Source organism: Jannaschia sp. R86511 (assembly GCF_042466345.1).
Classification (GTDB): domain Bacteria; phylum Actinomycetota; class Actinomycetes; order Actinomycetales; family JBBAYJ01; genus Aquipuribacter.
The window spans coordinates 359,541-371,517 of record NZ_JAXHCD010000001.1; the positions used below are offsets into that span (position 1 = coordinate 359,541).

Consider the following 11,977-nt stretch of genomic DNA (forward strand, 5'->3'; position numbering starts at 1 on the left):
TGGGGCATGGGACGTCGTCCTCCGTGTCGTGGTCCGCCTCCGGACGGGCCGTTGCGTCCTGGTGGACGCGCACGGGGCCCCGGACTCATCGGTCCGGGTGGGGGCCGCCGCCCGGGACAGGCGCTGACCCCTCCGGCGCCCCGCCGCCTCAGGTGCCGGCGCCGTCGAGCCAGCCGCGGTAGCGCAGCCGTAGCGCCCGCTCGGCGCTGCCCAGGCCGGCGGCCAGCCCGAGGTTGACGTTGAGCCACAGCGGCAGGTCCACCGGGGAGTCGAACGTCCCGAACCGCTCGGCCAGCGGCGGCACCTGCGACAGCGGCTCGAGCAGCTGCAGCAGGTTGAGCCCGACCCCGACGACCAGCAGGAGCACGGAGACCCAACCGATCCAGCGGCTCAGGCCGGGGTGACGCCGGTCCAGCCACGCCCGGCGACCGGCGGCCGAGCGGGGGTCCGGCACGAGCGCCTGCTCCGTCCCGTCGTCGGCCACCAGGTGGCAGCGCCGCAGACCCGCCCCGCTGACCGCCACCTCGACGACGCCGCCGCCGACGGCGAACGCCGCCGGCATCCGGGCGACGGCCTCCTGCCGGCCGTCGCGGTACAGCCGCGCGCGCACCTCCCCGTCGTGACCGTCGCCACCGTGCCGCACGTCGACCGCGTAGTGCGGCCGCGGGTGCCCCGGTGTCGACAGGTCCAGGTGCATCAGCGAGCGCCCGAACACCTGCCACCAGCGGAACGGCGGGAGCGGTCGACCGTCCCCCGGCCGCACCCGTCGCCGCGCGAGCCCCTGCCGCCACCCGCCTGCTGCCACGTCTCCCCCTCGGTGTCACACTGTGATAGCAAAGGACGCTAGCACAGCGAACTAGTACAGCGTGACAGTCGAGCAGCAGGAGGAGTCGTGGCCACACCACCCGAGCCGGCCGGCTCGCGGACGAAGGTGCTCGAGGCCGCGGCCGCCATGTTCGCCGAGGACCCCACCACGCGGCTCAGCGTGCGGGCCGTCGCGGCGCGGGCGGGGGTGAGCACCGGTTCGCTGCGCTTCCACTTCCCGACGCAGGCCGCGCTGCGCGAGGCGCTGCTGGCCGGCATCTACGACCACGTGTTCCCCGACGACGGCATCACCGACGCGGCAGTCCCCGCGCGCGAGCGCCTGCTGGCCGGCCTGCGAGGGCTGCTGGCCCCCCTCGGGACGGGGGCGCAGGCGCGTCAGGCGTGGCGTCTGGTCCACGACCGGTTCATCGACCCCGAGCCCACCGCCCAGGCACGCGCGGCCTACCGCGAGCTGGACGCCCAGGCGACGTACCGGGTGAGGCGGTGGCTGCAGGTCCTCACCGACGAGGGGGTGCTCGCCCCCGGTGACGACGAGGCCCGCGTCCGGTTGCTGCTGAGCGTCGTCAGCGGGCTGTCTGTCGAGCGGGCGATGCCCGGCGCCGAGGCGGACCTGCTGCCCCGCGAGGCCGCCACGCTGGGCCTCGCCGTCGACGCGGTGCTCGGCCCGGCCGCGCCGTGACGGTGGTCGAGGTCGTGACCCGGGCGCGGTGCGCGCCCGAGGTGCTGTTCGACCTGTCCCTGGACGTCGACGTGCACGCAGCTTCCCTGTCGGGCAGCGGGGAGACGGCCACGACCAGCAGCGGGTCGTCACGGCTGGGTCCCGGTGACGAGGTGACGTTCCGGGCCCGCCACCTCGGGCTGGTGTGGCGGTTGACCAGCCGGGTCAGCGAGTACGAGCGGCCGCACCGGTTCGTCGACGAGCAGGTGCGCGGGCCCTTCGCCGCCATGCGCCACGAGCACGTGTTCGCCCCCGACGGCGTCGGTGGCACCGTGATGACCGACCGGATGCAGGTCGTCGCGCCGCTGGGCCCGCTGGGCGCCGTGGTGGCCCAGCTGGTCCTGCGGCCGTACCTGCGTCGGCTGCTGCGGGGCCGCGCGGCGCACCTGGCCGCGGCGGGCGAGACGGCTGGCTAGGGTCGCTCGGGTGGAGCAGCCCGCCGACCTCGACCAGGTGCGGGACTCCTACGACCGCGTCGCGGACGCCTACGTCGACCTCGCGGTCGGCCGGCTCGAGGGCGAGCCCTGGCTGCGGGCCGCGCTGGACGCGTTCGCCGAAGGCGTCGCCGGCCTGGGACCGGTGCTGGACGTCGGCTGCGGACCGGGGCACGTCAGCGCCCACCTGGCCTCCCGCGGGCTGGACGTGCGGGGGGTCGACCTGTCCCCGCGCATGGTCGAGCACGCCCGGCGGCTGCACCCCGGGCTGCGCTTCGACGTGGCCGGCGCCACCCACCTGGACCTGGCCCCCGGGTCCCTGGCCGGCGTGCTGGGCTGGTGGTCGCTGTTCAACCTGCCCCGCCACGTGCTGCCCCAGGTGCTGGCCGAGTTCGCCCGGGCGCTGGTGCCCGGCGGCCAGGTGCTCGTCGGCACCCACGTCGGCGACGAGGACGTGCCGCGCCGCGAGGCCTACGGCGGGGTGCCCGTCACCTGGACGACCCACCGCTGGCGACCGGAGCAGCTGGTCGACATGCTCGTCGCCGCCGGGCTGGAGGTGGTCGCCGAGCTGCGTTTCCCGCCCTCCGGCCCGCAGCCGCCGCAGGTGCTCGTCGCGGCCCGGCGCGGCGCCGTCGCACCGTCCCTGCGGGGCTGACCACCGACTGACGCGCCGGCGGCTGCCCGGGACGCGGGGGTCAGGCCCGCGCCACCCCCGCCTCGTCGGCGCGGGTCGACAGGACGCAGAACTCGTTGCCCTCGGGGTCGGCCAGCACCGCCCAGCCGGTGTCGCCGTCGCGCAGGTCGCCGACCAGCGTCGCCCCCAGGCCCAGGAGGCGGTCCACCTCCTCGTCCCGGCTGCGGTCGACCGGGCGCAGGCAGACGTGCATCCGGTTCTTGACGGTCTTGGGCTCCGGCACCCGCAGGAAGATCAGGCAGCGCCCCGCCGGACCCCGGAGCTCCGCCTCGTCCTCGTCGTCCTGCTCGACGGGTACGAAGTCGTCGAGCACCTGGGCCCACCAGGCCACCTGGGCCCGTGGGTCGTGGGCGTCGATGCAGAAGTTCGCGGTGCGGGAGGCCATGACCAGACCCTGCCCGCGCGACCCGGGAGGGCGCGAGTCCTCGCAGCGGGCGCGAGCGTTGTCGGAGGGCGGTCCTAGCGTCCGGCCATGGAGACCGACGAGCTCTTCCTCGCCTCGGACGCCGCCCTGCGCAGCGTCGTGGACCGCATCGACCCCGCCGACCTCGACCGGCCCGCGCCGCAGGCGTGGAGCCACACCCCGGACCCCACCGTCCGCGACATCCTCGCCGCCCACGCCTACGACGAGGCCTGGGTGCCCGGCGTGCTCGAGGGCCGGTCCGTCGCCGACGGGGACGACCTGCGCGGCACCGACCTGCTGGGCGACGACCCCGTCGCCGCCTACGACGCCCTCAACGACACCGCCACGGCCGCCGTGCGTCGGGGCGTGGACCCGGGCACGGTGTTCCGGTTCCAGTACGGCGACTACCCCGCGGCGGAGGGCTTCGCCCACCTGGCGACCTACCGGGCGTTCCAGGCGTGGTTGATCGCCCACCACCTGGGCATCCCCTTCCACCTGTCGCCCGAGCTCGTCGCCGGCCTGACCGAGCACGTCCTCCCGCAGGCCGACCAGTGGCGGGAGTGGGGCGTCTTCCCGCCGGCGATCGAGCCGCCGGCGGACGCGGACGACGAGACCCGGCTGCTGTGCGCGGTCGGGTACTGGCCCGGACCTCCCCAGCCCGTCGGCAGCGCCTAGTCCCTCGACCCCGTCCGGTCCGACCGGCCCGAGCCGTCCATCGGGTCCGGGAGGTCCTCGATGAGTGGCTCGATGATGGCGGCGACGGCGGCGGCGGCCGCTGCGGGCTGCTGCTCGACGACGGCTCGGACCAGCTGCTCGTGCTCGGCCTCGTGCGGGTCGTGGTCCCGGTCGACGTCGTCCGCGAGCACCTCCTGGTACAACGGCACCAGCCCGTCGTAGAGCTCGACGAACAGCTCGTTGTGCGTCGCCGCGACCACGGCTCGGTGCAGGGCCAGGTCGGCGACGATCCGCGCCCCGCGGTCCGGCGCCTGCCAGGCGCGGCGCCGGGCCGCCAGCGCGTCACGCAGGGCCGCCACGTCGGCGTCGTCCCGACGACGGGCGGCGATCGCCGACGCGGCCCCGTCGATGGCGGCGCGCAGCTCCAGGCCGTCGCGGCGGCCGACGCGGGTCGCGCGGTGGGCCAGGGAGCTCACCAGGGCCGAGCGCGCGATGACGAACGTGCCACGACCCTGCTCGCGCCGGACCAGACCCGCCTGCACCAGGGACTGGATCGCCTCCCGCACCGTGTTGCGACCCGCCCCCACCCACACCATCAGCTCGGCCTCGACCGGGATCCGCTCCCCGACCGGCCAGGCGCCCGAGGCGATCGCGTCGTGGAAGCGCGAGGTCACGGCGTCGGTCAGGTTGGGCGCCCGGGGCACCGTCGTGCCCGACGGGCTAGCATCGAGCGAATTCATCCCACCATCCGATCTATGTGGAGCAGCCGTGACCGAGAACGCCCGCGCGAGCGCGCTGCCCCTGCTGGCCGTGGTCCTGACCGCGCTCAACCTACGCACCGCGGTGACGGGCTTCACGCCGCTGCTGGACCTGATCGGCGCCGACCTGGGCTTCGGGCCGTCGCTGTACGGCGTGCTCGGCACCATCGTCACCGCCAGCTTCGCCGTGTTCGGCCTGCTGGCGGCCGCCGTGGCCCGCCGCCTCGGCCTCGAGCGCACCATCGCGATCGCGGTGGGCCTGACCACGGCCGGCATCCTGCTGCGCGCGCTGTCCCCCACGACGGCGTCGCTGGTGGCCGCCACGGTCGTGGCCTTCGTGGGGGTCGGCGCGTCCAACGTGCTCGTCATCCCGCTGGTCAAGAAGTACTTCTCGGCCCACCTCAAGGCCGTGAGCTCGCTGTACATCGCGCTGCTCCAGGTCGGCCAGTTCGTCGCCCCGCTCGTCGCCCTGCCCGTCGCGCTGTCCGTGGGCTGGCGCTGGGCCGTCGGCATGTGGGCGGTCATGACCGCCGTCGCCGTCCTGCTGTGGGTCGTCCTGGCCGCCCGCGCCGGCGCCGGCGCCACCCCCGCCGCCGCGCCGCCACGGCTGACCGGCGCCTGGCGCACCCCGCTGCTGTGGTCCCTGGTGCTGATGATGGGCATGACCGGGGTCAACGTCTACGCGATCATCACGTGGCTGCCGGCGATCCTCGTCGACGCCGGCGCCGACCCCGCGTCCGGCGGCGCGCTGCTGGCGCTGTTCTCGGTGTTCGGGCTGCCGGCCGCGTTCGTGGTGCCGCCGCTGGCCATCCGGCTGCGCAACCCGTTCGTCGTCGTGGCCGTGTGCACGGCCCTGATGGCCGCCGGCTACACCGGGCTGCTGCTGTCCCCGGACGTCGGCGCGGTCGCGTGGGTGGTGATGCTCGGCATCGGCGTCAGCACGTTCCCGCTGTGCCTGACCCTGGTCAACGCGCGCACCCGGACCACCGCGGGCTCGACCGTGCTGTCGGGGGCGATGCAGGGCGTGGGCTACGGCATCGCGTGCATCGGCCCGCTCGGCATCGGGGTGCTCTACGCGTCCTCCGGGTCGTGGGCGAGCTCGTTCGTCGTCCTGTTCGCCAGCCTGGTGGTGCTGCTGGTCAGCGGCTGGGTCGCCTGCCGCCCCGGCGCCCTGGAGGACCAGGTGCCGGCTGGCATCCCGGTGGCCGCCTCGGGTACACGGGGAGCATGACCGACACCACCGACCCGACCACCCTGACCGCACCCCGACCCCTGGCCCTGGTCACCGGCGCCTCCAGCGGCATCGGCCTGGAGCTGGCCCGCGAGCTGGCCGAGGCCGGCCACGACCTGGTGGTCGCGGCCGAGGACGCCGGGCTCGAGATCGCCGCCGAGGGCCTGCGCGAGGCCGGTGGGGCGGTGCAGCCGGTGCGGGTCGACCTGCGCTCGGCGGCGGGGGTGGACGAGCTGTGGGCCGCGGTCCGGGGCACCGGACGGGACCTGGACGTGGCCGCGGTCAACGCCGGCGTCGGCGTGGGCGGGCCGTTCCTGGAGACCGACGTCGAGGCCGAGGTCGCCCTGGTCGACCTGAACGTGACCTCCACGGTGCGCCTGACCAAGCTGGTCCTGCGCACCATGGCCGCCCGCGGCACCGGCCGCGTGCTGCTGACCTCGTCGGTCGTCGCCGACGTGCCCGGCACGTACCAGGCGGTGTACGGCGCGTCGAAGGCGTTCGTGCTGTCGTTCGCCGAAGCGCTGCAGGAGGAGCTGCGCGGCAGCGACGTCACCATCACCGCGCTGCTGCCCGGACCCACGGACACGGCGTTCTTCGAGCGGGCCGGCATGCTGGACACCCCGGTCGGGCGCGCCGCCAAGGACGACCCGGCCGACGTCGCGGCCCAGGGCGTGGCGGCGCTGCTGGCCGGCCGCTCCAAGGTGGTCGCCGGGTCCGTGGCCAGCAAGGCCCAGGGGCTCGCGGGCCGGGTGCTGCCGGACGCGCTGCTGGCCAAGGTGCACCGCGCGGTCGCCCAGCCGGACGACCGCCGCGAGGCCTGACGCCCCCGGCTGACACCCCCGACTGACACCCCCGACTGGGCGCCTCAGCCCGGCGGCGGGTCGCCGACCGGCCACACCTGGCGCGCCTCCGAGTCCCAGCGGCGCAGCCCGGTCGCCTCGCCGTCGACGTCGCGGCCGGCCGAGGGCATCCGGCGCAGCGCGGTCAGCGCCTGGCCGACCTGGGTGTCGTTCAGGTGCAGGGCCAGGGTCACGTGCGGGGTCCACACCCCCGGGGCCATGTGGTCGGGGGTGTCCAGGGTGCCCTGCCAGGCCCGCTGCACCGCGGCGTGCAGGTCGAGCAGCGCCGCCGAGGGCACCACCAGCCGGGCCAGCACGTGCTTGTGCCCGCCCAGCAGCACCAGCCCGCCCAGGCGCACCGGCAGCGGCAGCGGGACCGCCGCCGCGGCGGCGACCAGCCGCTCCTCGTCCCGCGGCCCGACCCCCTGCGCCACCCCGAGCGTCACGTGGGGGCGGTTGCTGGCCCCGGTGTGCCGGCCGAGGCTCGGCAGGTCGGCCTCGACCAGCGCCCGCCACTGCGCGCGGACCTGCTCCTCCAGGTCGGCACCCAGCACCAGCTCGACGGACTGCACCATCCGGGCATCATGGGTCCGGTGAGCAGATCCCACGACCCGTCGCCGACCGCGTGAACGTCGCGGACAAGGGCTTCCAGGCCGCGTTCGACCACGAGACGCAGTCGCTCGGCACGTTCACCCTGGTGGTGCTCGGCCGCACCGGGGTGGGCAAGTCGACCCTGGTCAACGCCGTGTTCGGCGAGACCCTGGCCGAGACCGGCATCGGCCGGCCCGTGACCCGGACCAGCCACCTGTACCGCCGCGAGGGCGTCGGGCTGCAGGTGGTCGACACCAAGGGCCTGGAGATCGGCGACGACACCGAGACCGTGGTCGCCGAGCTGAAGGCCCTGGTGGCCCACTCCCGGACCCGGCCCGAGGCCGAGCGGATCCACGTCGCCTGGTTCTGCGTGCAGGCCGGTGACCTGCGCATCCAGGACGGCGAGCGCACCGTCATGCAGACCCTGCGCGACCTGGGGGTCCCGGTCCTGCTGGTGATGACCAAGGTGCCGCAGCGGGACGGGCGCAACAGCCCCGACAGCGTCGCGTTCCACCAGGCCATCCTCGAGATGGACCTGCCCGTGGTGGGCGGGCGCGCGTGGCCGGTGATGGCGCAGGGCGACGACTTCGCCGGCTGGCCGGCGCACGGGCTGGCCGAGCTGGTCGAGCAGAGCCGGCGGGTGGCCCCGGAGGGCGTGCAGGCCGCGCTCGTGGCCGCCCAGCGCGTCGACGGGGCGGCGAAGGCGAGGGAGGCAAAAAAAGTCGTGGCCTCCGCGGCGGCCGCGGCCGGCGCCGCGGCGGCGACCCCGATCCCGTTCGCTGACGCCGCGCTGCTCGTCCCGATCCAGCTGCGGATGATGTCCCGCATCGCGCTGCTGCACAACGTGCCCATGGACCGGGCCACCCTGCTGGCCCTGGGCTCCGTCGCCGCGACCACGGGCGCCGGCCGGTCGTTGGCCTCCGGCCTGGTCAAGCTGATCCCCGGGGCCGGGTCGATCACCGGTGGCGTGATCGGGGCGGGGGTGGCGTCGTCGGTGACCGCGGCCATGGGCGCGGCGTGGATCACCGTGTGCAGCCGCTACGGCAGCGACACCGTGGTCGGCACGGTGGCCTTCGACCCGTCGGTGCTCAAGGACGCGTTCACCACCGAGCTGGGCCGTCGCCTGCCCGGGGTCGGCAAGGGTGCCGGTGACACGGCGAAGGGGTCGAAGGGGACGAAGGAGCAGCGGGCCCCGTAGGGCTAGGGACGGCTCAGTCCTCGTGCAGCTCGCGGAACTCCAGCGGCACGGACTCCGGGTTGCCGTCCGGGGCCAGGAACAGGTGCACGTGCTCGCCGCCGGTCTCGACCACCAGCGTGTCCAGCCGCGCTGCGCCGGCCTGCCACAGCTCGACCGCCGCGTCCCGGTCCCGCCCCACCCGGGCGAGCGCCTCGGCCGCGGCCGCGTCGTCGGCGTCGTCCGGCACCGCGGCCGCCGTCTCGACCGCCACGCCCAGCAGGTCCAGCGAGCCGATCAGCGCGGCGCGGGTCACGCCGTGGTCGTCCGTGCCCTGCCCCGTGGCCGCGAGCAGGTCCCGCGCCTGCGCGACCTGCTCGGCCATGGCCTGCGGGTCGGTCTCCACCGGCTCGTCGGCGGGCAGGGCGTCCTCGGGCGGGGCGATGGTGGCCAGCCCGGCCAGCACGTCCTCGGCGGCGGCGTGGGCGTCGACCGCCGCCTCGACCAGCTCGGCGGCCAGCGCGGCCGACTCCTCCTCCTGGCCCCGGGCCAGCTCGGCCGCGATGGCCTCCACCGACCCCGGCTCGGGGGCGTCGGCCCCGTCGCCGGGGGCCAGGGCGGCCGCCACGCCGCCGGCCACCGCCGCCGCCAGCACCACGGCCAGACCCACCCCGGCCACCGCCCGGACCGTCGGACGGCGGCGGACTTCTGCTGGCGGCTGGCGGACCATGAGGTCTCCCGGGGGTCGTCGGCGTCGACTTCGATCGGTGACGGAACATAAGTTGCGGGCCCAAAGGTATTGACCGCGCTCCAGCCGGATCATACGTTCGGTCGCATAAGGGGCAGTTCACCGACGAACTCCCCCCGCGCAGGCCAGGAGGCCCCATGACTCACCGCCGCACCCTGCTCGCCGCTGCCGTCGGAGCCGCGCTCGTGCTCCCGCTCGCCGCCGTCGCCACCCCCGCGGTGGCCGCCGACGAGGACTACGAGGTCCTGGTCGTCGGCAAGACGCTGGGCTTCCGCCACAGCAGCATCGACGAGGCGACCACCGCCATCATCGCCCTGGGCGAGGCCAACGGCTTCACCGTCGACGTGTGGGACCCGCCGGTCGGGAACTCCCCCGGTCAGCCCACCCGGACCCTGCCCAGCACGCCGTTCACCACGGCCGAGGACCTGTCGCAGTACGCGACGGTCGTCTTCGTGTCCACGGTCGACGGCACCAACAACCTGGACCCCGCCCGCCCGACGCTGCTGGACCAGTCCGAGCTGGCCGCGTTCCAGGGCTACATCCGCGACGGCGGCGGGTACGCCGGCGTCCACGCAGCCACCGACACCATGCACACCATCCCCTGGTACAGCCAGCTCAGCGGCGGCGGCGCGCGCTTCGTCAGCCACCCGCAGCAGCAGACCGCGGTGCAGCAGGTCGAGGACCGCACGCACCCCTCGACCGAGCATCTCGGTGACACCTGGACCCGGTTCGACGAGTGGTACAACTTCAACGTCTCGCCCCGGGAGGACGTCCGCGTCCTGACCAACCTGGACGAGACCAGCTACAACCCCGGCCGCAACGCCATGGGCGCGGACCACCCGTTGTCCTGGTGCCACAACTTCGAGGGCGCCCGCTCCTGGTACACGGGTGGCGGCCACACCGAGGCGTCCTACGTCGACCCGGTGTTCCTCGAGCACCTGCTCGGAGGCATCGCCTGGTCCGCGGGCGCCGTCGACGGCGGCGGCGACTGCGTGACGTGGAACGAGCTGGACGGCCTGCTGGCCGACCTGGTCGCCGACGGCACGATCAGCGCCGACGCCGCGGAGCGCATCACGAACCAGGTCGTCCGCTCGGAGGACCTGGCCGAGGCCGGGCAGAACGCCCGCGCCGCGACCCGGCTGGCCGCCGCGATCGCCCAGGTCCGGGCACACGTCGACGACGCCGACGCCGAGGCGATGCTGATCAGCAAGGTGGAGGACCTGCGCACCTGGCAGCGCGAGACCAGCTGACCGCAGCTGCACCCGCACCACCAGAACCACCCGGAACCAGCTCGCAGGAACGGTCCGGTCGGCGCCCTCGGGGGAACCGACCGGACCGTTCGCGCGTGCGTCAGCGCCCGAAGTGGCTCTTCTGGATCACGCCGTGCACGCCGACCGTCCGGTCGACGACCTGCGAGACCCGGAAGTCCGCCGCCGCGGACAGGTAGGCGTAGGCCACGGCCCGCGTCATCCCCAGCTCGGCCTCGAGGAAGTCCAGCGCGTTGACCACGGCCCGGCGCATCGCGACGTCCAGGTCGGACTGCTGCCCGCCGATCGACCCGTCCGGGTCGCTCAGCCCGATCGGCACCCAGACGTCGTCGGTCTCGGCGAACGGGTACCCGAACGCGACCTCGGGGGCGTCGCCGGCACCCGGCTTGCAGACCGTCAGGCGGAACGTCGACCGCAGCGAGCCCTCCATCGCGGTCAGCGCGACCTCGCCGTCGCCCATGGCCATGTGCGGGTCGCCGACGTGGAACAGCGCCCCGTCGCTGAACACCGGCAGGTAGAACGCCGAGCCCGCGCCCAGCAGGTTGATGTCGATGTTGCCGCCACCCAGGGTCGGCGGGATCGAGTTGAGCGCCGGGGCCGTCGGGGCGCCCTCGGCCGACGCCACGCCCATCAGGCCCATGAACGGGTCGATGGGGAACGTGACCTCGCCCGACGCGCCCACCGGCATCACGCCGGACCAGACGCCGCGACGGCGGTCCACGGGCGTGAACACCGAGACGTTGCCGTAGTCCTCGGGGTCGACGCCCGGGCCGCGGCCGTCGGTGCCGACCGGGGGCATGACCTCGTCGATCGTGATGCCGTCGGGCGCCCCGCCGGCCGCGGTGCGGGGCAGCGCGCCCTTGCCGTGCCGGCTGGACACCACGCCGTACGGCACGCGGGGGACCGCCGACAGGGTCTCGACCTTGAGCACGTCGCCGGGCCGGGCGCCGGTGACGAACACCGGCCCGGTCACCACGTGCGGGCCGTCGACGTCGAACGACCGCGGCGTGCGGTCGTAGTCGCGGGCGATCTCGACCGCGTCGTCCAGCACCTGCCTACGGGGCACGCCGCGCTCGGCGAACCAGGCCACCGGGTCGCGGCCCTGGTCCTCGAGGATGCCCTCGTGCGAGACCGTGTCGATCGTGACCGTCGCCCCCGAACGCACGGTGAGCACGGGGTCGTCACCGATCGCCGGCACGTAGCCCCACCGGACCCGGTCGACGTCGGAGGGCAGGTAGTGCTCGCCGTCGATCCGGCCCCGACCGGGCTGCAGGATGCCGCGCGGACCCTCCACGCGCGGCGGCCGCGTCGCCGCACCGGCCGGGGACGCCGACAGGCCCGTGCCGGCTGCGGCCCCGGCCCCGGCGGCCGCCAGCAGGAAGCCGCGCCGCCCCAGCCCAGCGACCAGGGCGCGTCGGGCCTGCCCCGTGGTGACGTCCTCCCCCGTGCTGCCCGCTCCCCTGCTGTGCCCGGTCGTGACGTGCTCGGCCATCGTCGGTCCTTCCGTCGCCCGCACCGGGGGTCCCCGGCCACCCGTGTCTACGGGGACGGGGTTTCCGCGGTGTTGCCGGCGCGTCACCGGGACGAGTCGGACGTACCGGACGCCTCGGATCAGGTCG

The 11,977-nt window shown here is 75.3% G+C and carries 14 protein-coding genes; 8 read left to right on the top strand and 6 right to left on the bottom strand.

Features of this window, described 5'->3' with window-relative positions; all coding sequences use genetic code 11:
- Positions 1–148: 148 nt before the first annotated feature.
- Complete coding sequence (locus tag SJY06_RS01765) at positions 149–805, bottom strand: hypothetical protein (protein ID WP_380164023.1); 657 nt, start codon at positions 803–805, stop codon at positions 149–151.
- Positions 806–892: 87 nt separating this feature from the next.
- On the opposite strand from SJY06_RS01765, the gene SJY06_RS01770 reads away from it, so the two are divergent.
- From SJY06_RS01770 to SJY06_RS01780, 3 genes are read left to right on the top strand one after another with little or no spacing between them, the layout of a single operon-like run.
- Entirely contained in the window at positions 893–1,504 is a 612-nt protein-coding gene (locus SJY06_RS01770; protein ID WP_380164025.1) for a TetR/AcrR family transcriptional regulator, read from the top strand.
- A 14-nt stretch (positions 1,505–1,518) separates the two neighbouring features.
- Positions 1,519–1,959: an SRPBCC family protein gene (locus SJY06_RS01775; RefSeq protein ID WP_380164027.1), complete on the top strand. Its 441-nt coding sequence runs from the start codon at positions 1,519–1,521 to the stop codon at positions 1,957–1,959.
- Positions 1,960–1,969: 10 nt separating this feature from the next.
- The gene (locus SJY06_RS01780; RefSeq protein ID WP_380164029.1) at positions 1,970–2,632 is read left to right on the top strand and encodes a class I SAM-dependent DNA methyltransferase; all 663 of its coding nucleotides are present in this window, start codon (positions 1,970–1,972) and stop codon (positions 2,630–2,632) included.
- A gap of 40 nt (positions 2,633–2,672) precedes the next feature.
- Here SJY06_RS01780 and SJY06_RS01785 read toward each other — a convergent pair whose 3' ends face one another.
- Positions 2,673–3,056, bottom strand: coding sequence for a VOC family protein (locus SJY06_RS01785; RefSeq protein ID WP_380164030.1), 384 nt, complete (start codon positions 3,054–3,056; stop codon positions 2,673–2,675).
- An 87-nt stretch (positions 3,057–3,143) separates the two neighbouring features.
- Between SJY06_RS01785 and SJY06_RS01790 the strand changes: the two genes are divergently transcribed.
- Positions 3,144–3,749, top strand: a complete 606-nt coding sequence (locus tag SJY06_RS01790) for a hypothetical protein (protein WP_380164032.1) — start codon at positions 3,144–3,146, stop codon at positions 3,747–3,749.
- Here SJY06_RS01790 and SJY06_RS01795 read toward each other — a convergent pair.
- A complete protein-coding gene (locus SJY06_RS01795) occupies positions 3,746–4,489 on the bottom strand; it encodes a FadR/GntR family transcriptional regulator (protein WP_380164034.1) in 744 nt (247 codons plus the stop codon). The two genes, SJY06_RS01790 and SJY06_RS01795, sit on opposite strands and share 4 nt — an antisense overlap.
- Positions 4,490–4,517: 28 nt before the next feature.
- On the opposite strand from SJY06_RS01795, the gene SJY06_RS01800 reads away from it, so the two are divergent.
- Together SJY06_RS01800 and SJY06_RS01805 are read left to right on the top strand one after the other, a co-directional pair.
- On the top strand, positions 4,518–5,738 hold the full coding sequence (locus SJY06_RS01800) for an MFS transporter (protein WP_380164036.1): 1,221 nt from the start codon (positions 4,518–4,520) through the stop codon (positions 5,736–5,738).
- A complete protein-coding gene (locus SJY06_RS01805) occupies positions 5,735–6,559 on the top strand; it encodes an SDR family NAD(P)-dependent oxidoreductase (protein ID WP_380164038.1) in 825 nt (274 codons plus the stop codon). The genes SJY06_RS01800 and SJY06_RS01805 overlap by 4 nt, the downstream gene beginning before the upstream one ends.
- A 44-nt stretch (positions 6,560–6,603) precedes the next feature.
- Here SJY06_RS01805 and SJY06_RS01810 read toward each other — a convergent pair whose 3' ends face one another.
- On the bottom strand, positions 6,604–7,152 hold the full coding sequence (locus tag SJY06_RS01810; protein WP_380164040.1) for a 2'-5' RNA ligase family protein: 549 nt from the start codon (positions 7,150–7,152) through the stop codon (positions 6,604–6,606).
- Between the two features lie 50 nt (positions 7,153–7,202).
- On the opposite strand from SJY06_RS01810, the gene SJY06_RS01815 reads away from it, so the two are divergent.
- A complete protein-coding gene (locus tag SJY06_RS01815) occupies positions 7,203–8,366 on the top strand; it encodes a YcjF family protein (protein ID WP_380164042.1) in 1,164 nt (387 codons plus the stop codon).
- 13 nt (positions 8,367–8,379) lie between these two features.
- Here SJY06_RS01815 and SJY06_RS01820 read toward each other — a convergent pair whose 3' ends face one another.
- Positions 8,380–9,021, bottom strand: coding sequence for a hypothetical protein (locus SJY06_RS01820; protein ID WP_380164044.1), 642 nt, complete (start codon positions 9,019–9,021; stop codon positions 8,380–8,382).
- Between the two features lie 206 nt (positions 9,022–9,227).
- Between SJY06_RS01820 and SJY06_RS01825 the strand changes: the two genes are divergently transcribed.
- On the top strand, positions 9,228–10,340 hold the full coding sequence (locus SJY06_RS01825; RefSeq protein ID WP_380164046.1) for a ThuA domain-containing protein: 1,113 nt from the start codon (positions 9,228–9,230) through the stop codon (positions 10,338–10,340).
- Between the two features lie 100 nt (positions 10,341–10,440).
- On the opposite strand, the gene SJY06_RS01830 is transcribed toward SJY06_RS01825, so the two are convergent.
- Positions 10,441–11,850 (bottom strand): acetamidase/formamidase family protein, encoded by a 1,410-nt coding sequence (locus tag SJY06_RS01830; RefSeq protein WP_380164048.1) that lies wholly within the window; start codon positions 11,848–11,850, stop codon positions 10,441–10,443.
- Positions 11,851–11,977 lie beyond the last annotated feature (127 nt).